The 25,825-nt window shown below is 55.3% G+C and carries 24 protein-coding genes; 9 read left to right on the top strand and 15 right to left on the bottom strand.

Annotation, left to right across the window (positions count from 1 at the left end; translation table 11 throughout):
* Nucleotides 1–25: 25 nt before the first annotated feature.
* Nucleotides 26–949 carry a D-alanyl-D-alanine endopeptidase gene (gene pbpG, locus D5066_RS07420; protein WP_080328623.1) on the bottom strand — a complete coding sequence of 308 codons (924 nt, stop codon included), beginning with the start codon at nt 947–949 and terminating at the stop codon, nt 26–28.
* A gap of 167 nt (nt 950–1,116) precedes the next feature.
* On the bottom strand, nt 1,117–1,704 hold the full coding sequence (locus D5066_RS07415) for a Yip1 family protein (protein WP_119915497.1): 588 nt from the start codon (nt 1,702–1,704) through the stop codon (nt 1,117–1,119).
* A gap of 157 nt (nt 1,705–1,861) precedes the next feature.
* On the opposite strand from D5066_RS07415, the gene D5066_RS07410 reads away from it, so the two are divergent.
* Nucleotides 1,862–2,434 (top strand): DedA family protein, encoded by a 573-nt coding sequence (locus D5066_RS07410; RefSeq protein WP_119915496.1) that lies wholly within the window; start codon nt 1,862–1,864, stop codon nt 2,432–2,434.
* Nucleotides 2,435–2,488: 54 nt separating this feature from the next.
* Here D5066_RS07410 and D5066_RS07405 read toward each other — a convergent pair whose 3' ends face one another.
* From D5066_RS07405 to D5066_RS07390, 4 genes are all read right to left on the bottom strand, one after another.
* Entirely contained in the window at nt 2,489–3,253 is a 765-nt protein-coding gene (locus D5066_RS07405) for an SDR family oxidoreductase (protein ID WP_119915495.1), read from the bottom strand.
* A 50-nt stretch (nt 3,254–3,303) separates the two neighbouring features.
* Complete coding sequence (gene mdtQ, locus D5066_RS07400; protein ID WP_119915494.1) at nt 3,304–4,722, bottom strand: multidrug resistance outer membrane protein MdtQ; 1,419 nt, start codon at nt 4,720–4,722, stop codon at nt 3,304–3,306.
* Nucleotides 4,723–4,874: 152 nt separating this feature from the next.
* Nucleotides 4,875–5,807 (bottom strand): tRNA dihydrouridine(16) synthase DusC, encoded by a 933-nt coding sequence (gene dusC, locus D5066_RS07395; protein ID WP_119915493.1) that lies wholly within the window; start codon nt 5,805–5,807, stop codon nt 4,875–4,877.
* A gap of 42 nt (nt 5,808–5,849) precedes the next feature.
* A complete protein-coding gene (locus D5066_RS07390) occupies nt 5,850–6,647 on the bottom strand; it encodes an AraC family transcriptional regulator (protein ID WP_119915492.1) in 798 nt (265 codons plus the stop codon).
* A gap of 59 nt (nt 6,648–6,706) precedes the next feature.
* Here D5066_RS07390 and D5066_RS07385 point away from each other — a divergent pair, with 59 nt between their 5' ends.
* The 5 genes from D5066_RS07385 (at nt 6,707) to sanA (ending at nt 10,551) form a co-directional block, all read left to right on the top strand.
* Nucleotides 6,707–7,423, top strand: a complete 717-nt coding sequence (locus tag D5066_RS07385; RefSeq protein WP_119915491.1) for a type 1 glutamine amidotransferase — start codon at nt 6,707–6,709, stop codon at nt 7,421–7,423.
* 189 nt (nt 7,424–7,612) lie between these two features.
* Complete coding sequence (locus D5066_RS07380; RefSeq protein WP_049008205.1) at nt 7,613–8,008, top strand: CidA/LrgA family protein; 396 nt, start codon at nt 7,613–7,615, stop codon at nt 8,006–8,008.
* Entirely contained in the window at nt 8,005–8,700 is a 696-nt protein-coding gene (locus D5066_RS07375; protein WP_041909023.1) for a CidB/LrgB family autolysis modulator, read from the top strand. Before D5066_RS07380 ends, D5066_RS07375 begins: the two co-directional genes overlap by 4 nt.
* A 129-nt stretch (nt 8,701–8,829) precedes the next feature.
* Nucleotides 8,830–9,714 (top strand): cytidine deaminase, encoded by an 885-nt coding sequence (gene cdd / locus D5066_RS07370; protein WP_119915490.1) that lies wholly within the window; start codon nt 8,830–8,832, stop codon nt 9,712–9,714.
* 126 nt (nt 9,715–9,840) lie between these two features.
* On the top strand, nt 9,841–10,551 hold the full coding sequence (sanA, locus tag D5066_RS07365) for an outer membrane permeability protein SanA (protein ID WP_080328614.1): 711 nt from the start codon (nt 9,841–9,843) through the stop codon (nt 10,549–10,551).
* A gap of 123 nt (nt 10,552–10,674) precedes the next feature.
* Here sanA and mglC read toward each other — a convergent pair whose 3' ends face one another.
* From mglC to D5066_RS07325, 7 genes are all read right to left on the bottom strand, one after another.
* The gene (gene mglC / locus D5066_RS07360) at nt 10,675–11,685 is read right to left on the bottom strand and encodes a galactose/methyl galactoside ABC transporter permease MglC (RefSeq protein WP_013097952.1); all 1,011 of its coding nucleotides are present in this window, start codon (nt 11,683–11,685) and stop codon (nt 10,675–10,677) included.
* 15 nt (nt 11,686–11,700) lie between these two features.
* Nucleotides 11,701–13,221: a galactose/methyl galactoside ABC transporter ATP-binding protein MglA gene (mglA, locus tag D5066_RS07355; RefSeq protein ID WP_119915489.1), complete on the bottom strand. Its 1,521-nt coding sequence runs from the start codon at nt 13,219–13,221 to the stop codon at nt 11,701–11,703.
* A 79-nt stretch (nt 13,222–13,300) separates the two neighbouring features.
* Entirely contained in the window at nt 13,301–14,299 is a 999-nt protein-coding gene (gene mglB, locus D5066_RS07350; protein ID WP_008500923.1) for a galactose/glucose ABC transporter substrate-binding protein MglB, read from the bottom strand.
* Nucleotides 14,300–14,593: 294 nt separating this feature from the next.
* Entirely contained in the window at nt 14,594–15,616 is a 1,023-nt protein-coding gene (galS, locus tag D5066_RS07345) for an HTH-type transcriptional regulator GalS (RefSeq protein WP_080328612.1), read from the bottom strand.
* 155 nt (nt 15,617–15,771) lie between these two features.
* Entirely contained in the window at nt 15,772–16,929 is a 1,158-nt protein-coding gene (yeiB, locus tag D5066_RS07340; RefSeq protein WP_119915488.1) for a DUF418 domain-containing protein YeiB, read from the bottom strand.
* Between the two features lie 18 nt (nt 16,930–16,947).
* Entirely contained in the window at nt 16,948–17,616 is a 669-nt protein-coding gene (gene folE, locus D5066_RS07335) for a GTP cyclohydrolase I FolE (RefSeq protein WP_023330924.1), read from the bottom strand.
* A 102-nt stretch (nt 17,617–17,718) separates the two neighbouring features.
* Nucleotides 17,719–18,867: a YbfB/YjiJ family MFS transporter gene (locus tag D5066_RS07325; RefSeq protein ID WP_119915486.1), complete on the bottom strand. Its 1,149-nt coding sequence runs from the start codon at nt 18,865–18,867 to the stop codon at nt 17,719–17,721.
* A gap of 138 nt (nt 18,868–19,005) precedes the next feature.
* Between D5066_RS07325 and fghA the strand changes: the two genes are divergently transcribed.
* Together fghA and D5066_RS07315 are read left to right on the top strand one after the other, a co-directional pair.
* Nucleotides 19,006–19,833 carry an S-formylglutathione hydrolase gene (gene fghA / locus D5066_RS07320; protein ID WP_119915485.1) on the top strand — a complete coding sequence of 276 codons (828 nt, stop codon included), beginning with the start codon at nt 19,006–19,008 and terminating at the stop codon, nt 19,831–19,833.
* A 269-nt stretch (nt 19,834–20,102) separates the two neighbouring features.
* The gene (locus D5066_RS07315) at nt 20,103–22,088 is read left to right on the top strand and encodes a ligand-gated channel protein (protein WP_080328608.1); all 1,986 of its coding nucleotides are present in this window, start codon (nt 20,103–20,105) and stop codon (nt 22,086–22,088) included.
* 54 nt (nt 22,089–22,142) lie between these two features.
* Here D5066_RS07315 and D5066_RS07310 read toward each other — a convergent pair whose 3' ends face one another.
* Together D5066_RS07310 and yieE are read right to left on the bottom strand one after the other, a co-directional pair.
* Nucleotides 22,143–23,612 (bottom strand): amino acid permease, encoded by a 1,470-nt coding sequence (locus D5066_RS07310; protein ID WP_061097614.1) that lies wholly within the window; start codon nt 23,610–23,612, stop codon nt 22,143–22,145.
* A gap of 184 nt (nt 23,613–23,796) precedes the next feature.
* Nucleotides 23,797–24,663, bottom strand: coding sequence for a DNA-binding transcriptional regulator YeiE (yieE, locus tag D5066_RS07305; protein ID WP_080328607.1), 867 nt, complete (start codon nt 24,661–24,663; stop codon nt 23,797–23,799).
* A gap of 97 nt (nt 24,664–24,760) precedes the next feature.
* On the opposite strand from yieE, the gene D5066_RS07300 reads away from it, so the two are divergent.
* Complete coding sequence (locus tag D5066_RS07300) at nt 24,761–25,807, top strand: YeiH family protein (RefSeq protein ID WP_119915484.1); 1,047 nt, start codon at nt 24,761–24,763, stop codon at nt 25,805–25,807.
* The last annotated feature ends 18 nt before the right edge of the window (nt 25,808–25,825 follow it).

Genomic DNA, 25,825 nt, shown 5'->3' with positions numbered 1-25,825 from the left:
GAGGGCACCAACGCGCAGAGGGGAATTAGTCGTTCTGCGCCGTCGCCATCTGTTCCGCTTTCTGCTTTTTATACGTCAATGCGGCGGCCGGAACGGGCTGCACTTTCCCGGTCTCAATCCATGTCCGCAGGCGGCTCGCATCCGCAAAGTGGGTATATTTGCCGAAGGCATCCATCACCACCAGCGCCACCGGCTTACCGTTGAATACGGTACGCATCACCAGACAGTGGCCTGCTGCATTGGTAAACCCGGTTTTGGTTAACTGAATATTCCAGTTCTCGCGATATACCAGATGGTTAGTGTTGCGGAACGGCAGCGTGTAAGACGGATTCGAGAATGTCGCCATGTCCTCGCGCGTGGTGCTGAGCTGGCCGAGCAGCGGGTATTGCTTCGTGGCAATCAGCATCTTCGTCAGGTCACGCGCCGTTGAGACGTTATGAATTGACAGCCCGGTCGGCTCCACATAGCGGGTATTGGTCATCCCCAGCGCTTTGGCTTTGGCATTCATCGCGCGGATAAACGCGTCATAACCGCCAGGATAGTGGTGCGCCAGGCTGGCCGCCGCACGGTTCTCGGACGACATCAGCGCCAGCAGCAGCATATCTTTACGGCTGATTTCACTGTTCAGGCGCACGCGAGAGTAAATCCCTTTCATTTCCGGCGTGTGGCTGATATCGACTTTCAGTTTTTCGTCCAGCGGCAGATGTGCATCAAGCACGACCATCGCGGTCATTAATTTGGTTATGGAAGCAATCGGGCGCACCAGATCCGGGTGGCTGGCGTAAATCACCTTATTGGTGTTGAGATCAACAATCATCGCGCTACCGGACGCAATTTGCGGCTGGGCAGCAGCGGTGGTCACCGCAGGCGTTTTGGCGACGGCTGGCACGGCAGCGGACGCGCCCAGCAACAGCGCCAGGCTAAGTAATGAGACTCGGAATTTCAGCATGGTGAGACTTCTGATAATTATTCACGCACGTTATGACGTACGCCGCCTGCGTCGACGGATAAACACAGGCTGGCTTCGGCATCATAGCGGTCACCGTGCTTTGTCGCCAGTGGATAATCGTGAAGAAATGCTGCATTGCTGGCATTTACGCCAGCAATGCAGCGAACTTAGAAGAGACGGTATCCATAACCCCAAAGAATAACCGTCAGCGCCAGTAACGCCTCCAGTACCAGCACCCCAATGGCAAGCGTGGAGCTGGAGAAGCTCAGGCCCTCTTCTTTATTGATGTTCAGGAAGGTAGGAACGCCCAGATACAGCAGATAACCGGTGTAAAAGAGCGCAACAGTACCGATCAGCGCGCACAGCCAGACCAGTGGATAGAGCGCGACAATACCGCTTAAGAACAGCGGGGTCGCGACGTATCCGGCAAAGACCATACAGTGTGCCAGCGATGGGCGCTGCGGGTAGTTACGCGCCATCCAGTGAATGACGCGCCCCATGACCGCCCCCCCCGCCAGCATCAGACCATAAAAAAGAATGGCCATATAAAGCCCGGTAAACCAGGAGAGCTGAACCACGGTACCGTCACCGAAGTTCCAGCCGATTTGTGTTGTGCCAATAAACGCGCATATTACCGGCACCGCGGCCATCAGCAGCACGTGGTGCGTGTAATGATGCGAGACCGTTTCGTTCTCACTTTTGATGACATGCATCTCACGATCGGGATGGGAGAAAAGTCCCCAGACATGGTTCATAGCGCCCCCTTATTGTCGGCCCGTCAGCGATACCTTAAGTATAATGCAGGCTTTAGATTATTTTATGTACAGTGGGAAATTTCCGTTGATTGCCGCACGGTTGATGCAGGGGGTATATGATTAAACGAGGTACGCAGAGGGAGAAAACCGTTACGTAATGGATATTAACGCACTCATTGAACACTATGGATATGCCGCACTGGTCATCGGCAGCGTGGCTGAAGGTGAAACCATCACGCTGTTAGGCGGCGTTGCCGCGCATCAGGGCTTATTGAAATTCCCGCTGGTTGTCGCTGCGGTCGCGCTGGGCGGTATGATTGGCGATCAACTACTCTACTTCCTGGGGCTGCGCTTTGGCCCGACGCTGCTCAAGCGATTCGCTAAACACAAAAAGAAAATCAACCGCGCACAGCGCCTGATCCAGCGTCACCCTTACCTTTTCGTGATTGGCACCCGCTTTATGTACGGCTTCAGGATTATCGGGCCGATACTGATTGGCGCCAGCCGCCTGCCGCCCAAAATTTTCCTGCCGCTGAATATTGTTGGCGCGATAGCCTGGGCGCTGATCTTCACGACGCTTGGTTACGTTGGCGGTGAGGTGATTGGCCCGTGGCTGCATAATCTTGACCAACACCTGAAGCACTGGGCGTGGTTGATTCTGGTGGTTGTGGCGGTGATTGGGGTCAGGCTGTGGATGCGGCAACGGGAAAAGAGGCGAGATGAAGAGTGAGTGCGGTCTACTCCCCCTCACCCCAAAGGGGAGAGGGGTAGGGTGAGGGGAAACTTACCCCTCCGGCTTAAACTGCGGGTTCGCCAGCATAAAGCCCCCGTCGACGATAAACGATTGTCCTGTCGTATAGCTGGCGTCGCTGTCGCACAGCCATGCCACCAGGCTGGCGATTTCTTTGGTGTGGCCCGGCCTTGCCAGTGGGATTTCCGGCATTGACCCTTCCCTCACTTCGCTGTCGTCCATATCGTTCATCGGCGTGGCAATGGCACCCGGCGCGACGGCGTTTACCAGAATCTTATGCTTCACCAGCTCCATCGCCATCGATTTGGTTAAGCCGCCGAGCGCATGTTTCGCGGCGGTATAGGCGCTGGCTTCCGGCAGCGGCGTGTGCTCATGCACCGAGGTGATGTTCACAATCCGCCCCCCTTCCCCCTGCTTCACCATCTGCCGGGCGGCAATCTGCGAGCAGAGAAACGCGCCGTCAACGTCGACGGTGAAAATGTTCCGCCAGTCGTCAAAAGGCATCTCAAGGAAGGGCGCTTTGATCATCGCTCCGGCATTGTTAACCAGAACGTCCAGCCGGCCGAAACGCGCAATCAGCGTTTCAATAGCGTCGGCACCTTCCGGGAGCGTGCTTAAATCAAGATGGATAGCCTCTGCGCGCTGCCCATGGGCTTCGACTTCCCGACAGGTTTCCAGCGCCCCTTTTTCATCGGAATGCCAGGTGACGCCAATATCAAACCCGCGCTCTGCCAGCATCAGCGCCGTGGTTTTACCAATCCCGGAATCCGATGCGGTTACAATTGCTACTCTGGTCATACTCACCTCCTGAAAAACTGCAAAGAGGTAAGTATAGATAATGACCCTTTTTAGCCATGATGATAGCCGCCGCCCAGCGCCGACGTGAGTTGCAGCGTGGCGTCGATATACTGGCCTTTCAGCATCACGCCTTCGAGATGTTCTTCAAGCGCCGGGATTCTGGCTTCGCTGACCCGCGAGCCGGCAATAATACCTGCGCTAAAACGCGCCTGCGCCAGCGCGACCACGCGCGCCGCGTCTTTTTCAACCTGCTGCTGGTGAAGATTTTTTGCCGTCAGGGTTTCAACTTCACTTGCCGTACGCGCCACCTGATTGACCGCCTCCACCACCGCTTTGTTGTAATTGGCGACCGAGAGATTATTCTGCGCCTGGGCAATATCCAGGTTGGCATTCAGCCTGCCGCTGTCGAAAATTGGCAACGTCAGCCCGGCGGTAACGCCCATCTGCTGCGCGGAAGAGCGGAACAGATCGCTCAGGTGAAGGGCGTCCTGCTGTAAAAATGCCATCAGGTTCACATCAGGGTAGAACGCCGCTCTGGCGGCTTCCACCTCGCTCATGGAGGCTTCAATATACCAGTGCGCTTCCTGTAGATCCGGACGGCGAGCCAGCAGTTCATATCCCAGCGTTGACGGTAGCGAGGCTTCGGTTGCAGGTAACGCATGGCGCGTAAGCTGAATTGCAGATGTACCGGTCAGCGCATCCAGACGCGCTTCAATGGCCTTCATTTTTCCCTTCACGTCAGCTAACTGCTCGTCAGTCTTACTGGCATGAATATCGGTTTCGACGCCTTCCACCGAGGAGGTAATACCGTGCTGATACAGTTCACGATCGGCGTCGATAATATTTTCCTGCTCCTGTTTGATCCGGACAAGTACATCCCCTGCTTCGGCCTGGGTCTGCCACGCCCAGTAAAGACGCGCAACGCTGGTTGAAAGCAGCTGGCGGGTCTGCTCCAGCTCCGCTTTTTGCGCATTCACCTTACCGATACGCGCTGCAATCCGGGCGCGGTTTTTTCCCCAAAGATCGAGATCCCAGCCCGCCGTCAGGCCAAAGGTGCCGTTGGTGTACCAGGGTCCGGTGGTGCCCGCCGCCGGGTCGGTCAGGGCAAATGGCCCCATCAGCCCTTCCGCCGACATTTTTTGCCGTTCAACATCCGCAGAAAAATCCATCTGTGGGCCATCGGCTGCGATAGCGGCTCTGGCCTGCGCTTCGGCAAGCGTAATGCGCTGCCGGGCAATTTGCATATCGGGCGCATCCGCTATCGCTTTGGCAATAAGCGAATTTAACTGCGGGTCGTTATATTCTTTCCACCATTCGTTTTTCGGCCAGTCTGCATGGCTCAGTCGGGTATTAACGGACGCGGCTGTCGTTTGCGTTTGAATTGGCGACACCGTGGAATGTTCCGGTGCGCAGCCAGCCAGCATAAAAACAAGGGGAGCACTCAGAGATAAAATAAGAAAACGTTTCATTACGCCATGCACTCAAAAAAATAAAGGCGCAACTTACGCTTGATGACGCGCTATTTTTTAGTAACGCGTGGCAATCCGCAAATTGTCATACATTTACATACTCGGCAAAGTATTCACTGAATGAATTATTAAAATTCAAATATTTTTGCGGGTTATTTTGACTGGATGACCCGGGCAATATCAGCAGAAGTTTGTAGCGTACGGATCTCCTGAAACAGCCCCAGCGCTTCGCTGTACTCTTTGCGTAAATAACTCAGCCACTGCTTAATACGCGCGACGTGATACAAACCGGTGTCGCCCTGCTTTTCCAGGCGGCTGTATTTTTGCAGCAGCGTAACAACTTCTGCCCACGGCATCCGCGGCGCGTTATATTTCACCACCCGGCTGAGGTTCGGCACGTTCAGCGCGCCGCGACCGATCATCACCGCATCACAGCCGGTGGCTTTCAGGCACGCCTGCGCGCTCTCATAATCCCAGATTTCACCGTTGGCGATCACCGGAATGGTGAGTCGCTTGCGGATCTCACCAATCGCCTGCCAGTTAATGCGCTCGGCTTTGTAGCCATCTTCTTTGGTGCGGCCATGCACCACCAGCTCGGTAGCGCCCGCCTGCTGCACCGCATCGGCAATTTCAAACTGTCGGGCGTCGCTGTCCCAGCCCAGGCGGACCTTTACCGTTACCGGCAGGTGCGAGGGCACGGCCTCACGCATGGCTTTTGCGCCGCGGTAAATCAGCTCAGGATCTTTCAGCAACGTCGCTCCGCCGCCGCTGCCGTTGACCAGCTTTGACGGACAGCCGCAGTTGAGATCGACGCCGTAAGAACCCAGCTCAACCGCGCGGGCGGCGTTTTCCGCCAGCCATTCAGGATACTGGCCGAGCAGCTGAACACGGACCAGCGTGCCGGAAGGGGTCCGGCTCTGACGATGCAGTTCAGGGCAGAGACGATAGAATGACTTTTCTGGCAGCAACATATCGACCACGCGCAAAAACTCCGTCACGCAGAGATCGTAATCGTTCACCTCGGTAAGCAGCTCGCGCACGAGAGAGTCGAGCACGCCTTCCATCGGAGCCAGTAAAACACGCATTCTGAGTACCTGTGAAAAAAGACGCGCTATAGTAGCTGCTCTCTATATCGCTGGGAAGCGCTTCTGTTCAGGGAGAAAGTCAGCCGGTGTTGCCCCGACAATGGCGCGAAACGCCGCCGCAAATGCCGCCGGACCGGAAAAACCCAGCATCCAGGCCACCTGTTTAACCGGGTATCCATTTGCGAGCAAGTCCAGTGAGGCACAAATCCTTGCTCGCTGTCGCCAGGTCCGGAAGCTAAAGCCTGTATCTTTGATAAAGGCGCGTGAAAACGTGCGTTCGGACATCGCTGCCCGTTCTGCCAGCCTTTCCATAGAAACATCCCAGAGATTGTTGGCAATGATGTCACAGGCAACGCGATGTAACCGCTCATCATCGGGCATCGGCAATTCGGCTGAGATCTGTTGCGTCTCACTGAGGATTTCGAGCAGCAAAACGGCCATGCTTCGCTGACTTGCAGGCCGATATTCCGCGCTGAACAGTCCGGCAATCAGCTCTTTGAACAACGCTGTCGCCTTAATCACGTGAACCTCTTCTTTACGCTTAAACGGTTCGCATTGCGATATCAATGCGGGGCTAAACCAGACCGCGCGGAGTTCTGTTGCGGATAACACGCTGTAGGTGTGCTCCTGAAAGGGAGGGATCCACAGCGCGCGCTGTGGCGGTATGACCCAGCGTTTATTGCCGGTTTCGACCAGCATGACCCCTTTGAAGGCAAACAAAAGTTGCCCCTGCGGATGCTGGTGAGGCGGATCTACTTCGCCGCGCGCATAGCTTATTGCCCCTCTGGACCATCCGATGGCATCGTCGTGAATTGGCGTTTTATCGATAACGGTTGGCATTTCACATTCCTCCCTTCCTCTTATGATGCTGCTTGTACACGTAATCAGAGAGAGACACAATGCACATCCATTTTATCATTCATGAACATTTCGAAGCGCCGGGCGCATATGAAACCTGGGGGAAAAATCGCGGCTGTAGCCTGAGCTACACCCGGGTTTATCAGTATGACCCTTTACCTGATGATCTGGAAAGCACCGACTTGCTTATCATTATGGGGGGCCCGCAGTCACCAGCCACCACGCTTCAGGAATGCCCCTGGTTTGATGCACAGGCAGAAATAGCGCTCATTAGCCGCGCTATAGAGGCGGGGAAAATGGTGATTGGCGTTTGTCTGGGTTCACAGCTTATTGGTGAAGCGATGGGCGCAGCGTTTTGTCACAGCCCGGAAAAAGAGATCGGTAAATTTCCCATCAGGCTCACAGATGCAGGCAAGGCGAACCCATTGTTTGAGGATTTTGGCAGTTGGCTGGACGTCGGTCACTGGCATAACGACATGCCAGGATTGACATCACAGGCAAAGGTTCTGGCTTATAGCGAGGGCTGCCCTCGTCAGATCGTGCAATACAGCGAATGGGTTTATGGTTTTCAGTGTCATATGGAGTTGACGCCGGAGGTGGTTGAGCTGCTTATCGCACATTCGCAGAACGATCTCCACCGTGCGGGAGAATTCCGTTTTGTCGAAACGGCGGAAAAACTCCGCTCGCATGATTATCGTGAAATGAATCAAGTGCTATTTTCTTTCCTGGATAAACTTACCGCACAACGCGATGCCTGACTCAGAGGCATTTCTCTGACTCGTCACTTCGCCACTGAAATTCCTCCTCTAAACTGTAGCCTGTCCCTGTACTGTGATACCAGACGTTCCATTTCGGAATGTCTGGTATGCTCAAAATTCATGATGTGATCCGTGGCACATTTTCGGGTTTAATTGTATGATGAATGCGTTTCATCAAGGACTATTACCATGAGCAAATCATTGAACATTATCTGGCAATATCTGCGCGCATTCGTCCTGATTTATGCCTGCCTGTATGCCGGCATTTTCATCGCTTCGCTGCTGCCTATCACCATCCCCGGCAGCATTATCGGTATGCTAATCCTCTTTGTTTTACTGGCGCTGCAAATTCTGCCTGCAAAGTGGGTCAACCCTGGCTGCTTCGTCCTTATCCGCTACATGGCGCTGCTGTTCGTGCCTATCGGCGTGGGCGTCATGCAGTATTTTGATTTGCTCAAGGCGCAGTTCGGCCCGATTGTGGTCTCATGCGCGGTCAGTACGCTGGTGGTTTTTCTGGTGGTGAGCTGGAGTTCGCATCTGGTACACGGCGAACGTAAAGTGGTCGGGGAGAAAACAAAAAAATGATGGCTAATATCTGGTGGTCACTGCCGTTAACCCTGCTGGTATTCTTCGCCGCGCGCAAACTTGCCGCACGATTTAAAATGCCCTTGCTGAACCCGCTGCTGGTGGCGATGGTGGTAATTATTCCTTTCCTGTTGCTCACCGGCATTCCTTATGAGCGCTACTTTGCCGGGAGCAAGATTTTAAACGACCTGTTGCAGCCCGCCGTTGTCGCGCTTGCCTTTCCTTTATATGAGCAGTTGCATCAGATCCGCGCCCGCTGGAAGTCCATCATTACTATCTGTTTTGTGGGAAGCCTGGTGGCGATGATCACCGGCACGTCGGTGGCGCTGTTGATGGGGGCCTCCCCGCAAATTGCCGCCTCTATCCTGCCTAAATCGGTGACCACGCCTATCGCGATGGCGGTAGGCGGCAGCCTCGGTGGGATCCCGGCCATCAGCGCAATGTGCGTCATTTTCGTCGGTATTCTCGGCGCGGTGTTTGGCCACACCCTGCTGAACGGGATGCGTATTCACACCAAAGCGGCGCGCGGGCTGTCGATGGGCACCGCCTCGCACGCGCTGGGCACAGCACGCTGCGCGGAGCTGGACTATCAGGAAGGGGCGTTTAGCTCGCTGGCGCTGGTCATCTGCGGGATTATCACCTCCCTGCTCGCCCCGTTCATTTTCCCGCTGATTCTGGCGGTGATGGGCTAAAATTTGCGATGCGTCGCGCAAATTTCATTTTGTTTTCATAAGTTGCATACATAATGAGAAGTGGATCACATATAAAGCCCTGACGGCTCCGTAAACTACCGATCCATTAACCTTTATGAGGCAAACGCCATGCACCCACGTTTTCAAGCTGCCTTCGCTCAGCTTGCAGAGAATTTGCAGTCAGCCCTGGCTCCCGTTCTGGCAGATGCACATTTCCCCGCCCTGCTGACGGCGGAGCAGGTCACGGTGCTGAAACAGGCAACGGGGCTGGATGAAGACGCGCTGGCTTTCGCACTGCTGCCCCTGGCAGCCGCCTGCGCCCGGGCCGATCTTTCCCACTTCAACGTCGGCGCCATTGCGCGCGGCGTCAGCGGAACCTGGTACTTCGGCGGGAATATGGAGTTCCTCGGGGCAACCATGCAGCAGACCGTTCACGCCGAGCAGAGCGCCATCAGCCACGCCTGGCTGCGCGGTGAGAAAGCCCTGAACGCTATCACCGTTAACTACACTCCGTGCGGCCACTGCCGTCAGTTTATGAATGAGCTGAACAGCGGGCTGCAGCTGCGCATCAACCTGCCAGGTCGCGCGCCGCACACGCTGGGGGATTACCTGCCGGACGCCTTCGGCCCGAAAGATCTGGAAATTAAAACGCTGCTAATGGACGAGCAGGATCACGGTTACGCCCTGTCCGGCGATGACCTGAGCCAGGCGGCCATTCGCGCGGCGAACAAGAGCCACACCCCGTACAGCAAATCCCCAAGCGGCGTGGCGCTGCAGTGCCGCGATGGCCGGTTCTTCACCGGCAGCTATGCGGAAAACGCCGCGTTTAACCCAACGCTGCCGCCGCTGCAGGGCGCGCTTAACCTGCTGAGCCTGAACGGCTACGATTATCCGGACATTCAGCGCGCCATTCTGGCAGAAAAAGCCGATGCGCCGCTGATTCAGTGGGACGCCACCGCCGCAACGCTCAAGGCGTTAGGCTGCACGACGATCGACCGCGTCCTGCTGGCATAAACCTTCCGGCGGACAGAAATGTCCGCCACGTTGCTGAAAAACCCCTCAGTTGAGTCGCTGTTTCTTGCGCTAACCAGGCGGGTAAAGTAGCCTGAGTTAAATTTCATCCACGAACGAGCCATCTCCATGTTAAAGCGCGTTTTTTACAGCCTGTCTGTCCTGGTCGGCATACTGCTGTTTATCGTGCTGGGTCTCGACCGCTGGATGAGCTGGAAAACCGCCCCCTACATCTTTGATGACCTGCAGGACCTGCCCTATCGCCAGGTGGGCGTGGTGCTTGGCACCGCCAAATATTACCGCACTGGGGTGATCAACCAGTATTATCGCTACCGCATTCAGGGCGCGCTGAACGCCTATAACAGTGGCAAGGTGAACTACCTGCTGCTGAGTGGCGATAACGCCCTGCAAAGCTATAACGAACCGGTGACGATGCGGAAGGATTTGATTGCCGCAGGCGTCGATCCGGCCGACATCGTGCTCGACTACGCGGGCTTCCGCACCCTGGATTCCATCGTGCGCACGCGTAAAGTCTTCGACACCAACGATTTCATCATCATCACCCAGCGCTTCCACTGCGAACGCGCGCTGTTTATTGCACTCCATATGGGCATTCAGGCGCAGTGCTATGCCGTGCCGTCACCTAAGGATATGCTGAGCGTGCGCGTGCGCGAGTTTGGTGCGCGTTTTGGCGCCCTGGCAGACCTCTACATTTTCAAACGTGAACCGCGCTTCTTAGGCCCGCTGGTCCCGATTCCGGCGATGCATGAAGTGCCGGAAGACGCGCAGGGTTACCCGGCAGTGACGCCGGAGCAGCTACTTGAGATACAGAAGAAGTAATAACGTTTGTCGGGTGGCGGCTTCGCCCGACCTACGATCGCGATTTTGTAGGCCCGGTAAGCGTCGCGCCACCGGGCAAAAAAAGGCCCGCTACGTGAGCGGGCCTTTTCATTGTGAATGAACTTACTTCTTACGCGCGTACTTCAGTGAATCCAGCGCCACCGCGAAGATAATGATCGCGCCCTTGATGATGTACTGCCAGTACGGGTTCACGCCGATGTAGGTCAAACCATAGTTGATCACGGTAAAGATGATCACACCGGTGACCACGCCCAGCACGGTCCCTACCCCGCCGCTGAAGGAGACGCCGCCGACCACGCAGGCCGCAATCGCATCCAGCTCGTACATGAAGCCAAGGTTGTTGGTTGCTGAGCCGATACGGCCTGCTTCCAGCATCCCGCCGAAGGCGTAGAACACACCGGACAGCGCGTAAATCATCAGCAGGTTAAGGGCAACGTTTACCCCGGACACTTTCGCCGCTTCCGGGTTACCGCCGATAGCGAAGATGTTTTTACCGAAGCGCGTTTTGTTCCACAGGATCCAGACAAAAGCCACCGCAATCAGCGCATAGAAGGTGATGTACGACAGGCGGAAGCTGCCCAACGCGATAAACCCTTGCGTAAAGGTGGAGAAGCCGCTGTCAAAGCCCGAAATCGGCGACGCGCCCACGAAGTCGTAATACAGGGAGTTGATACCGTAAACGATGATCATCGTACCCAGCGTGGTGATAAACGGCGTCACGTTGAGGTAAGCGATGATAATACCGTTGATCAGGCCAATCACCGCCCCGATGGCGCAGACAATCAAGATCACCACGAAAATCGGCATGGTGGCCATTTCCGGGAACACCTTGTTGGCGTTTTCCATCGACTGCAGCAGGGTCGCCGCGATAACCGCCGCCAGGCCGACCTGTCGACCGGCAGAAAGGTCTGTCCCCTGGGTTACGATGAGCCCCGCCACGCCCAGCGCAATGATAATACGCACGGAGGACTGGGTCAGAATGTTACTCAGGTTCAGCAGGCTTAAGAACGTAGGGTCCTGGAAAATAATGATGGCCAGCAGGACTAAAAGAACAACGTAAATACCGCCTTCTTTCAGGTAAGTGAGAAAACTTTTTTTATTTAACGCACTCATGAGGAGCCCCTGATCTTAAAGGTGCAAAGACGCAAGACGCAAAATTTCGTTTTGCGTTGTCGTTTTGGTGTCAACAATACCGGCAACGAGACCATTGCTCATAACCAGAATACGGTCCGTGATCCCTAACAGTTCCGGCATTTCGGAAGAAATAATAATGATCCCTTTATTCTTTTTCGCCAGCTCGGCAATCAGCTGATAAATTTCAAACTTCGCACCGACGTCAATACCGCGGGTGGGTTCATCCAGCATCAGAATTTCAGGCTGGGTTAACAACCAACGGCCGATAATCACTTTCTGCTGGTTACCACCGGAAAGCGAACCAATTTGCGTGCGGTGGCCAGGCGTTTTCACGCGCATGGAGTCAATTACCCATTGGGTATCGCTCTTCATGCGGGAGTTATCCAGCAGTCCGACTTTGTTTTTGTAATTACGAATATTCGAAATTAACGAGTTAAAGTTAATATCCAGATAAGCATAAATACCGGTCGAACGACGCTCTTCCGTCACCAGCGCAAAACCGTTATTAATGGCTTCGTTGGCGTTGTGGTTATTAATTTTCTTCCCGTGCAGAGTAATAGTGCCTTCGGCCTTCTCGCGGATGCCAAACAGGGTTTCCACGATATCGGTGCGCTTAGCGCCCACCAGCCCTGCGATGCCAAGAATTTCGCCTTTGTGAAGGTCGAAAGAAACATCACGGATGGACGGCTGACGCAGCGAGGTCAGATTGCGCACCTCAAGGATCACTTCACCCGGCTTGTTCTCTTTGTCCGGGAAGCGCTGGTTCAGGGAACGACCGACCATCATAGCGATGATCTTGTCCATGTCCAGCCCTTCCAGCGGCTGCGTGGCAATCCACTGCCCGTCGCGCAGGATGGTAATTTCATCGCACAGCTGGAAGATCTCTTCCATTTTGTGCGAGATATAGACGATGCCGCAGCCGCGATCTTTCAGCTTACGAATAATGGTAAAAAGGTGATTAACCTCTTTTTCCGTTAATGACGAGGTGGGCTCGTCCATGATGACGATTTTCGCGTCATAGGAGAACGCTTTGGCAATTTCGATCATCTGCATCTGGGAAACGGATAATGTCCCCACGCGGGCGCGCGGGTCGATATCAATATCCAGCTCATCGAAAATCGCCTTGGTGTCGCGATACATTTTATCCTGATCGACAAACACACCTTTGGTTGGGTAACGTCCCAACCACATGTTATCCATTACCGAGCGTTGCAGTACCAGGTTTAATTCCTGGTGAACCATTGAGATACCGTTTTCCAGTGCTTCTTTCGCTGAATGGAAATCGATCTCTTTCCCCTGAAAAAGAATGCTGCCAGAATCTTTTTGATAGATCCCAAAAAGACATTTTAATAATGTTGATTTACCCGCACCGTTCTCCCCCATTAATGCATGAATAGAGTGAGGACGAACTTTTAAATTAACATTATCGAGTGCCTTAACACCGGGGAAGGACTTGTTGACGCCTGTCATTTCCAACAAGTATTCACCGGACGACTGAGTAGTTGTGCTGACCATAATTATACCTTGTTGGCCTCGCATATCGCGTTATAAAAGGGCGCAACGAATTGCGCCCAGTGAAGACAAAACAAAGATCTTATTTACCGATAAACTCAGCCAGGTTGGACTGGTCTACGCCCACGTAAGGTACGCGAACGATTTTGTTGTCAATTTTCCAGTTGGTGCCATCTGCCGCGCCTTTACCGTCGGCGAGGTTTTTCGCCAGATCAAAGGTCGCTTTCGCCTGGTTGTTGGCATCGTTCAGAACGGTACCGGCCATCGCGCCAGATTTAACCAGCGCCAGCGCTTCTGGCAGGGCATCCACACCAAATACCGGGATGGACGATTTATTGTGGGCTTTCAGCGCTTCAACCGCACCCATTGCCATCGCATCGTTGTTGGCAATGACCACTTCGATTTTGTTCGCGTTCGGGCCAGACAGCCACGCGTCCATCTTATCTTTCGCCTGAGCGGTGTCCCACATCGCCGTATCTAACGCCAGCTGCTGGGTTTTCAGACCTTTATCGTTCAGCTCTTTGATAACATAGGTGGTACGCGCTTCAGCATCCGGATGGCCTGGTTCGCCTTTCAGCAGCACGAACTGGATCTGGCCGTCTTTGTTCAGATCCCAGTTCGGGTTAGCCGCCCAGTGTTTCGCGATCAGATCGCCCTGAATAATGCCGGACTCTTTGGAGTCAGTACCGACGTAATACGCTTTGTCATAGCTGTCCAGCGCCTTACGGGAAGGTTCTTTGTTGAAGAAGACGATTGGCACGTTCTGGCCACGCGCTTTCTCGATAACCGTGCCTGCTGCAGCCGGGTCAACCAGGTTGATTGCCAGGGCTTTCACGCCTTTCGCCAGCAGAACGTCGATCTGGTCGTTCTGTTTGGACTGGTCGTTCTGGGAGTCATTCATCAGCAGCTGTACGTCTGGCGCTGCTTTCGCATCTTTCTCAATGGCTTTACGCACAACAGACATGAAGTTGTCGTCGTATTTATAGATGGTCACACCAATACGGGTATCCGCAGCATGCGCTGCTGCACCAAAAAGCATGCTTGCCATTACAGCAGACAGGGTCAACACCTTCTTATTCATGGTATCTCCGGTTTTTTTATGCAGGGTAGTTCTTGTGAATAACGATCGGCAGGCAGGTGTTAATAAAACGTTACTGATAGCCGACGTTCACTTATAAAATTTCTATCTTCCGTGGTCGGTAACGCTCCAGAAATGCGTTTTATTCGTTGTTTGCGGCACATTGGCTATGGTGAAAGTGAATAATCACTGTTACATAGCGTTTCAGCCCCTAAAACGCTGACATCATAGTCAGCGCCTTGTTAAGATACTGTGAATTTACTCACAGATTGAAAACGGTTACATCACCTGATGTAATCAGTTAGTGATCGGAACCACAATTTGCCGGGCGGCGACGGAATGACGACGAACCAGCGTCGGCATGAAGCAGTGCGTGGCCCCTGGATCCAACAGCCCTGCCGCTCCCTGTAGCGCCAGCTCGGTCGCCAGTTTTGCCATAGAAGCAATGGGATAGCGCACCGTGGTCAGCTGCGGGTCGGTGTAACGGGCAATCGGAATATCATCGAAACCAATCAATGACAAATGCTGTGGCACCGCAATGCCGTTATCCTTCAACGCAGTCAGTGCGCCCGCCGCCATGCTGTCGTTGTACGCAAACACCGCAGAAAGCTGCAGGTTGCGACCCAGCAGTTCCACCATTGCCGCCTCACCGCCCTGCATATCCGGCGTGCCGGTGCCAATCCAGCTTTCTGATGGCGTAATACCGTGCTCTTTCAGGGCGTTTTGCCATCCCTCACGCCGCAGCTCGTCATCTTCAATGTGATGGCTGGAGGCCAGATAGCCGATCCGCTGATGGCCGTTATTGATGAGCATTTTGGTCGCCATCATCGCGCCGCTGACGTTATCCAGCCCGACACAGCGGTGGGCATAGCCCGGGACGATGCGGTTGATCAGCACCATGCCCGGGATCTGCTCCATAAACCCGGCCAGCTCTTCATCGCTTAAGGCTTTTGAGTGGACAATCAGCGCGTTGCAGCGCTGGCGAATCAGCACTTCAATGGCATGACGCTCTTTCTCCGCCTCGTGATAGCTGTTGCCAATCAGCACGTATTTCTGGTGCTGCTGGGCGACCACATCGACCGCTTTCACCAGCGCACCGAAAAAGGCGTCCGAGACATCCATGACCACCACGCCGATGGTATCGCTGACCTGCGTTGCAAGCGCCTGCGCGTTGGCATTTGGCCGGTACCCCAGCTGGGTCACGGCTTTCATTACGGTTTCACGGGTTTCAGGGCTGACCAGCGCGCTGTTGTTCAGCACGCGAGAGACGGTGGCCACAGAAACGCCCGCCAGACGGGCGACGTCACGAATGGTGATCATATTCACCATCCTTCAAAGAATTGCAGCAACTCACAGACACCCCCTGTGTTTAGCAAGGTGGCTATTTTGGCAGCGAGAGAAAGGTGACTACGTGAAGAAGCTCACACTCATGAAAACGCTTACATCCGTTTTGTTAATGATTGTGATCCAGATCGTTATCTGGATGTATTTTTCAATGATATCCCTGAAGCATGTGCGGTTAACTGACGCCACACCCACTCCAGTGGTCCCTGGCGGAAATAGCGCAGCCAGATAACAGAAAACGCCAGGTTTACCCCCCAGACCGGGATAACAAACGCCAGCAGTCCGAGGCGGTCGAATTTCATAAACAGGCCAAAGCGATAGAAAAGCGTGGTGCAGAGAAGCGTTTGCAGAAGGTAATTGCTTAACGCCATGCGGCCCACACAGGCCACGGCGCTGACGATCCACAGACGAGATAGCTGCGGCCAGAAGCCATAAATGAGCGCCGCATAGCCGATAGTCTGGAACGGTGCGCTGAGCTCGCGCGGCACCTGGAGCAGGAACGCGCACCAGCGGTAATCCCAGTGAAGGTGCCACTGCGCAATCACCGACGGGAGGTTAATCAGCACGCCGAGCAGAACCAGTCCTGCCCCGGTGCGGCGGTAGTGGCGCAGGTTGAACTCCCCTTTCAGCCAGCCGGTGCGCATCAGTGACGCGCCCATCAGCATCATGCCCGCCAGCTGCCAGCCGTACTGCGCGCCCAGAGCAAGGAGGTTATCCCCCAGCATATCCGCACGGTTGCTTATCGCCTCCGTACCGCCCTTCAGCTTCCAGTACTGTTCGTACTGCAGGTTAGCAGCATCCGGGATCCATGAACGGTTTGTCGCGTCGCCGGAGATCAGCCCCAGCAAAAGCAGCACGCCGAGCCCCATGACATAGAGCATCACGCCGGTGTTAAACAGGCTTTTCACGCTGTGGGCATCGCGAATCAGCCGCCAGCAGATTAGCCCGACTAACCCATAAGCGAGAAGAATATCACCGTCCCAGAAGAACAGGCCGTGGATAAACCCGAGGATGACCAGCAGCGTTAAGCGCGACTGGATCCAGCGCGTGCCGCGTTTGAGCAGAAGCTGCAGGCCCGCGCCGAACAGCAGCGCAAACAGCGTGAGAAATTTAACCTGGGCAAACAGGTCGAGGATCGCCCACGTCCAGGCATCGCTTCGGGTGATGTCGCCGTACCAGGCGGGATTAAGATAAGCGGCCTTCGGCAGACCGAAGGCGCTGATATTCAGCAGCAGGATACCCAGTATGGCGACGCCGCGAACAAAATCGAGCGTGACGTTTCGCTCCATGGTCCCTGCCCTGTCTGATTAGTTGTGGTGACGCACGGCGCGCAGGAACTCCTGGCGAGTGTTCTGGCTCGATTTAAACAGGCCGCCCAGCGAGGTGGTGGTGGTCGCACTGGTCGCATCACGCACGCCGCGCGCTTTCACACAGTAGTGCACCGCATCGATGGAGACCGCCACGTTATTGGTGCCCAGCAGCGTTTGCAGCGCGATCAGGATCTGCTGCGTCAGACGCTCCTGCACCTGAGGGCGCTGCGCGAAGAACTGCACAATACGGTTGATCTTCGACAGACCAATCACCGTGTCTTTCGGGATATACGCCACGGTCGCTTTACCGTCGATGGTCACGAAATGGTGCTCGCAGGTGCTGGTCAACGTAATGTCACGGACCGTCACCATCTCATCCACCTTCATCTTGTTTTCGATAACAGTAATTTTCGGGAAGTTGGCGTAATCCAGGCCGGAGAAAATCTCGTCGACGTACATTTTTGCGATGCGCTTGGGCGTCTCCATCAGGCTGTCATCGCTCAGATCGAGATTCAGCAGTTGCATGATCTCGGTCATATGCCCGGAAATCAAACTTTTACGGGTTTCATTGTCCATATCCTGAACGGGCGGACGCAGTGGCGTTTCAAGACCGCGCGCGAGCAGGGCTTCGTGGACCAGGGCAGCTTCTTTACTGAGTGATGACATTTTGTTCTCCTGCAGGTGTGGCGTCTTTTGCCCTCGTTGTGGCAAAAGTATGCGCTCATTGTGCGTGAGGCGACGCACATAATCCAGTATTCACGACGATAATTATTGCAATTGCTGTTGCCTTTCAGCGTGACGGTTCCAGACCAGGGCACCCGCAACAAACAGCGCAACGCCAGCCAGCCCCAGCGCAGGCTCCAGCCGGTGGGTTAGCCAGGTTGATAACGCGGAGGTCACCGGCCCAATCAGCTGCCCGATGGCATACCCGGTCGTGAGCAGCCCCGCCATATAGCGCGTGTGGTTCGGTGCCAGCTCGCGACCGTATAAAAGCGAGAGCTGCACGGCGCAGAGGAACCCGCCGCCGACCAGCAGCCCACCCGTCAGAAAGCCGCCAATGCCCGGCAACAGCCAGGCCGCCAGCACGCCTGCTCCCTGTAACCAGAGCACGATAGCCAGCCTGCGGTTAGCCGTTGAGGTGTGGCGCAAAAGAATACTGAGCGCAATGCCCACCACGGCGGCGGCACCAAAAATGGGCCAGACAAACTGGGCAAACAGGCTGCCGGGGAAACGCACCGCCGCCATTTGTGACAGGAAAGTCGCCGGGAGGATATAGCCAAATCCCGCCAGGCTGTAGCTCCACACCAGGCGCTTGAGATCCGACGTCAGCAGCAGCGGCTCAGGCGCCGTACCGGGGCGATGAAGCTGTCCGGAACGCGGCAGATAGCGCGCCACCAGCGCAACCAATACCAGCGCCAGCACGCCGTAGATCTGCCACGCCGCACCGGCCGAAAGGGATTTCGCCTGAATATAGACCGCGAGCAGGCCGCTCAGGGCGATACCTGCCCCTGGCCCGGCAAACACAGCGGCACTGAGCCCTGGTTTACCCAGCTGCCCCAGCCGTTCGTTGGTCCAGGCGGCAATCAGCACCATTGACCAGCCGCTCATGCAGCCAATCACAAAGCGCAGCAGGCCGTGCACAACGGCGTTATCCGCGGCGGCAGAGAGCAGGGTCAGTGCTACCGCGCCAGTGATGCCAAGCCAGAGCCGCGTTTCAACAAAGCGGTGCGCACGCATGGCATCCCACGCCCCCACCAGATAGCCCAGATAATTCATCGCCGCCACCAGACCTGCGCTGGTAAGCGTGAGTTGCCCGGCGGCAATCATCAGCGGCACCTGAGGCGTAAAAGCAAAGCGCCCTATCCCCATCGCCACCACCAGAACGACAAACCCACTGAGCGCAATACGCAACGCCATGACCGCTCCAATTGTTAAAAAAAAGTAAATTTATGATGCAGCATCTTGCGGTTCCGCGAAAGTGAAAGTTGCTCACAGGTAAATGAAAACGCTGTATTATGGGTCTAATGAATAGCTATTCTCATTAAGGAGCCCTGCATGGAACTGCTCGAAGAGCACCGTTGTTTTGAAGGTCGACAGCAGCGCTGGCGGCACGACTCCACCACGCTGAACTGCGCCATGACGTTCAGCATTTTCCTGCCACCGACAGAGAATCCGCCGGTTCTGTTCTGGCTTTCAGGCCTGACCTGCAACGACGAAAACTTCACTACCAAAGCGGGCGCCCAGCGTATTGCGGCCGAACTGGGCATTGCGCTGGTTATGCCTGACACCAGCCCGCGCGGGGATGATGTGGCGGACGATGCCGGGTACGATTTAGGTAAAGGCGCCGGATTTTATCTCAACGCCAACGAGCAGCCGTGGGCGAGCCATTACCGCATGTATGACTACATTCGCGACGAGCTGCCAGCGCTGATCCAGGCTGAATTCGCAGTGAACGATCGCTGCGCCATCAGCGGGCACTCCATGGGTGGGCATGGGGCGTTAATCATGGCGCTGAAAAACCCGGGGAAATACACCAGCGTCTCTGCGTTCGCGCCGATTGTGAACCCAACGCAGGTGCCGTGGGGGCAAAAAGCTTTCACAAACTATCTGGGTAAAGACGCAGAGAAATGGCAGGAATGGGACAGCTGCGCGCTGATGCTGGCAAGCGATTCGGCGAATGCGATCCCGATGCTTATCGATCAGGGCGATGCGGATCAGTTCCTCGCCGGACAGCTACAGCCTGCGGTGTTTGCTGAGGCGGCACGCCAGAAGAACTGGCCGCTGACGCTGCGCATTCAGCCGGGTTACGATCACAGCTATTACTTTATTGCGTCCTTTATTGAGGATCATCTCCGCTTCCATGCGGAGCATTTGTTCAGGTAAGTTCCGCCTTTTGCCCGGTAGCGCCTCCTGCCTACCGGGTCTTTCCCCTCCCCCGCTCTTTACATACTTCTATCCGCTTGAATCCAGCCTGTTTTCTGTCGCCTCACTCAAACACAAATGATTTCAATTATCATTTGTGTTTACAATTCTACATTCTTTTGTACAATTCCAGGCTCTTCTCCATCTCAAAGAGTTCTTACAAGACAAAAACATACAGTTCTCAGGGTTATCCCGATGGAGTTTTATTCATTTTTATACGGAATGTACAAATGACAATACCACGTATTAAGCTCCTGGCCGTCGCCATTGGCGCTGCCACATGTTCCCCCTTCGTTCACGCAGCCGATCAGGACACCGTTGTCGTCACCGCGACGGGTTTTGAACAAAAAATCCAGAATGCCCCCGCCTCCATCTCAGTGATTTCAAAACAGCAGATTGAAGATAAAGCCTACCGTGATGTTACCGATGCCCTGAGAGATGTCCCGGGCGTTGTCGTCACTGGCGGCGGGAGCAGCAGTGATATCAGTATTCGTGGCATGGCCTCTCAGTACACCCTGTTCCTGGTGAACGGCAAACGCGTCAGTACGCGAAGCACCCGCCCCAACAGCGACAACTCGGGTATTGAACAAGGTTGGCTGCCGCCGCTGGAGTCCATTGAGCGCATCGAGGTCATCCGCGGCCCGATGTCCTCACTTTACGGCTCCGATGCTATGGGTGGCGTAATTAACGTCATTACCAAAAAAGTCTCGAACACCAAAGCCTGGACCGGTTCGTTGCATGGCGATGCAACCTTCCAGGAAAACCATGATTCCGGCGATATCTTCCAGACCAACGCCTACGCTTCTGGTCCCCTGATCGACGGACTGCTGGGCGCAAAAGTGACGGGGCTGTTGTCACGCCGCGCAGAAGATAAAATCGTGAACGGCTATAACGAGCAGAAAATGCGTAACGGTGGCATTACGCTGAACTTCACGCCGGACGAGAAGAACGATTTCGACCTCGACTTTGCTCGCGAGCTTCAGGACAGAAACAGCACCCCGGGGATGTCGAAAGCGGCTGAAACCTGCCGGGGAACAACCTGTACGCCAAATACCAAAAGCGACTCGCGCTATGAGCACACGACCTACTCGTTAACCCACAGCGGTTATTACGACGACTTCAATACCACCAGCTATATCCAGCAGGAAGAGACCAATAATCCAGGTCGCGAAATGCGCTCCTATAACACCACCTTCAACAACCAGAACCAGATTTTCCTCGGCGATCATACGTTGACCCTCGGCGGGCAGTATCGCTATGAGAAACTGCGCGACAACGGTAATCAGCTGGAGGCTGCTGACGGCCTGAACAAACTGACGCGCTGGAGCTGGGCCCTGTTTGCCGAAGATGAATGGTCAATGACCGAAAGCTTTACGTTGACCGGCGGCCTGCGTATGGACAAAGACCAAAACTACGGTACTAACTGGACGCCGCGCGGTTACGGCGTATGGCACCTGGCCGATCAGTGGACGTTAAAAGGCGGGGTTTCTGCTGGCTATCGTGCGCCAGATCTGCGTCAGTCGTCTGCCAGCTGGGGCCAGGTGACAGGTGGCGGCCGTCTTGACGGTATCATCGTCGGCAATCCGGATCTGAAACCAGAGAAGAGCCTGAGCGAAGAACTCGCCCTGCTCTGGGATAATAACGATAACCTTAATGCCGGTGTGACGCTGTTTAATACCGACTTCAAGGACAAGATTACGGAAGTTCGCCGCTGTAACAGCAGCGCCGATCCCGCCTGTACGATTGGCGATCACAGCTATGATTTCGTCAGCGATCGCGTCAACGTGGACAAAGCCAACATGCGCGGTGTGGAGTCCTCCTTTGGGTGGAAGATCACGCGTGATGTGAACTGGACTGCAAACTACACCTATACAGAGTCCGAGCAGAAGAGCGGCCAGTTCTCCGGCAAGCCACTGAATAAAATGCCAAAACACATGTTCAACACCACCCTGGACTGGCAGGCGACGCCCGACGTCGGATTCTGGAGCCGTCTGAACCTGCGCGGTAAAACGTCTGAGTACCTGAGCCGCACGTCAATGTCCCAGGGTACGCCGTCCTACACTCAGGTTGATGTCGGTATGCGCTACAACGCCAACAAAAACCTGCTGGTTACTGCCGGTGTGTATAACGTGCTCGATAAGCAGATTGATTACGATACGTATGACACCGTGCTGGATGGCCGTCGCTATACCGTCGGCATGACCTACAGCTTCTGATCTGCTCATAAAAAAGCCCGCTCAACTGAGCGGGCTGAAAGAGAGGAAGTGCGGTTATTGTTTGAATCGTTCCGGGAAATCCATTTCACTGTAGCGAACGAAGCGGGTTCCTTTCGTCAGTTTGTAGCCAAACCAGATGACCAGGAACAGCGGAATACCAATGTAGGTGGCCGTAACGGCACCCCAGTCAATGGTGTCCGCAAGGAAGGCTTCATAGTTCTGTCCCAGAGTAATAATCAGGCACAGAATGAAGGCAAAAATCGGCCCCAGCGGGAAGAAGCCAGAACGGTACGGCAGGTTATTGAGATCGTGACCCTGCATAACGTAGCCGCGACGGAAACGGTAGTGGCTGATGGCGATGCCCAGCCAGGCGATAAAGCCCGTCATCCCGGAGGTGTTCAGCAGCCACAGGTAGACCGTCTGGTTGCCGAACATGGAGGTCAGGAAGCACAGGCCCGCAATGACCGTGGTCGCATACAGCGCGTTGCGCGGTACGCCGCCGCGGGACAGTTTCGAGAAAATGCGCGGCGCTTTGCCATCGCAGGCCAGGGTGTAGAGCATACGGGTGGACGCGTACATCCCGGAGTTACCCGCAGACAGTACCGCCGTCAGGATCACCGCGTTCATCACCGCCGCCGCAGAGAGCAGCCCCGCGTGCTGGAAGACCAGGGTGAACGGGCTGACGCTGATGTCTTTCACGTCATTACGCAGCAGGCTTGGATCGGTATACGGAATGATCAGGCTGATAATCAGGATCGCGAACACATAGAACAGCAGGATACGCCAGAAGACCTGACGCACCGCGCGCGGAATGTTCTTCTCCGGGTTTTCGGATTCACCGGCCGCGATACCAATCAGCTCGGTGCCCTGGAAGGAGAAGCCGACAATCATCGCCACGCCAATCATCGCTGAGAAGCCCCCGGCAAACGGCGCATCGCCTATCGTCCAGTTGCTCCAGCCCGCAGGTTCAGCGCCTTTGAAAATACCAACGATCATCGCCACACCGACGACGATAAAGATGATGACGGTTGCCACTTTGATCAAAGAGAACCAGTATTCCGCTTCGCCGAAACCGCGCACAGAGATGTAGTTCAGCAGGAAGATGACAGCGAGGAACAGGGCGCTCCAGATCCAGCCCGGCGTGTCCGGGAACCACCAGGTCATCACCAGCTGTGCGGCAACGAGGTCAACAGCGATGGTCACCGCCCAGTTGTACCAGTAGTTCCAGCCCAGCGCGAAGCCAAAGCCTTCCTCAACGTATTTTTGTCCGTAGGTCGAAAACGAGCCTGAGACCGGCATGTATGCCGCCAGTTCGCCCAGACTGGTCATCAGGAAGTAAACCATCAGGCCAATCAGGATATAAGAGAAGAGTGCCCCACCCGGGCCGGCTGCCGAAATCGTTGCGCCAGAGGCAACGAAAAGACCTGTACCGATTGAGCCGCCAATGGCGATCATTGTCAGGTGACGCGCCTTGAGTTCACGACGTAGCGTGGGCGCTTCTGTGGTTTTAGTTTCTGAAACCATGTGAAAATGCTGTCCATTCAATAAATGAGGCGCGATTGTAGCAGACGATCTGCGTTCCTTCCGGCAGAAATAGTCAGTTATAAGAGAGCTTCATGACTCGGCCAGGATTATAAGTAAAGCATAATTTTTTCCCCTCACCCTGACCCTCTCCCCAAAGGGGAGAGGGTCAGGGTGAGGGGCGCTTTTAGATTTCGCAGTAGCGCAGAAAACGCTGCAGCGAGCTGGAAAGGTGTTTCTGGCGGTGATGAATGCACCATAGCGTGCGCACCAGTTTTGGCAGCGGAACGGGGATTTCCACCAGCGATCCGGTCTCCAGCTGTTCGGCAATCACCCGCCGGGAAAGACAGCTGATGCCCAGGCCATGACGAACCGCGTGCTTAATCGCCTCTGAGTTCCCCAGCTCCATTCCCAGCTGAAAATGCGGCAGATGCGAGAGCAGCAGGTAGTCGACAATCTCACGCGTGCCGGAACCCTGCTCGCGGAGGATCCACTGCGCCTGCGCCAGCCGCTCCAGCGTCACCTCGCCCTGCAATAACGACGAGGCCGGAGACGCAAACACCACCAGCTCATCCTCCAGCCAGGGCTCGGCAATGATATCGACGTTGTGGCAAGGCCCTTCGATAAGACCGATATCCACGCGGAAATCGATCACCGCGTTGATCACGTCCTGGCTGTTGCCCACGCTCATCTCCAGCGGCAGGGTCGGGAAATCCCGGCGGTAGCGGGCAATGACTTCCGGCAGGATGTAGTTACCGATGGTGCTGCTGGCAAACACGCGGATCGCGCCGTTGTCCTCGCGGAACAGCTGTTCTATTTCAACGGCCTGCTCCAGCAGCGCCAGCGCGCGCGGGTACAGCAGGCGGCCATGTTCGTTGACCACCAGCCGCTTCCCTACCCTGTCGAAAAGCTGAACGCCCAGCTGGCCTTCGAGATCGGTCAACGCCGCGCTGACGGCGGACTGCGAGAGCGCCAGCATTTGTGACGCCTGGGTCGTCGAGCCGCTTTTCAGCACCTCGGCGAACACTTCCAGCTGACGCAATGTAATGTGCATGGTTGCTTACCACTTATATAGATTAATTATAAGTATATAATCAATTTTATTTTTAAGCCAGAGCGCCGTAACCTTTAGCCAGACAAAGGAGAAGGTTATGTCAGAAATCACCTTACAACATCATCGTACAGTGTGGCACTTCGTGCCGGGTCTCGCGCTCAGCGCCGTGGTCACCGGCGTGGCCTTATGGGGTGGCAGCATCCCGGCTATCGCAGGCGCAGGTTTTAGCGCATTAACCCTGGCCATTTTGCTGGGCATGGTCGTGGGAAATACCGTTTACCCACATATCTGGAAATCCTGCGACGGCGGGATAATCTTTGCTAAACAGCATTTGCTGCGCCTCGGGATTATTCTTTACGGTTTCCGTCTCACCTTTTCGCAGATTGCTGACGTGGGCGTGAGCGGAATTGCCATCGACGTCCTGACCCTGACCAGCACCTTTTTACTGGCCTGTTTTATCGGCCAGAAAGTGTTTGGTCTGGACAAGCAAACCAGCTGGTTAATCGGCGCAGGCAGCAGCATCTGCGGCGCGGCTGCGGTGCTGGCAACTGAACCCGTCGTTAAAGCCGAAGCCAGTAAAGTGACGGTAGCGGTCGCGACGGTAGTCATTTTCGGTACGCTGGCGATCTTCCTCTATCCGGCCATGTATCCGCTGGTGGCGCACTGGTTTAGCCCTGAAACCTACGGCATCTATATTGGCTCGACTATGCATGAAGTGGCGCAGGTGGTGGCGGCAGGTCACGCCATTAACCCGGAAGCCGAAAACGCGGCGGTCATTGCCAAAATGCTGCGCGTGATGATGCTGGCACCGTTCCTGATTTTCCTTGCGGCCCGCGTTAAACAGCTGGCTCCGGCTGGCGGCAGCGAGAAGAGCAAAATCACCATTCCATGGTTTGCGATCCTGTTCATCGTGGTCGCTATCTTTAACTCCTTCCACCTGCTGCCGAAAGCGGTAGTGGATATGCTGGTGACGCTGGATACCATACTGCTGGCGATGGCGATGGCGGCGCTGGGGGTGACCACGCACGTCAGCGCGCTGAAAAAAGCCGGTGCGAAGCCGCTGCTGATGGCGCTGGTGCTCTTCATCTGGCTGATTGTCGGCGGTGGCGCGATTAACCTCGCCGTACATAGCCTGATGGCATAAACCATCTCGTCCTTCTCC

This window comes from Enterobacter chuandaensis (assembly GCF_003594915.1).
In the GTDB taxonomy this organism is placed as follows: domain Bacteria; phylum Pseudomonadota; class Gammaproteobacteria; order Enterobacterales; family Enterobacteriaceae; genus Enterobacter; species Enterobacter chuandaensis.
This window is presented reverse-complemented; position numbering and strand designations above follow the sequence as displayed.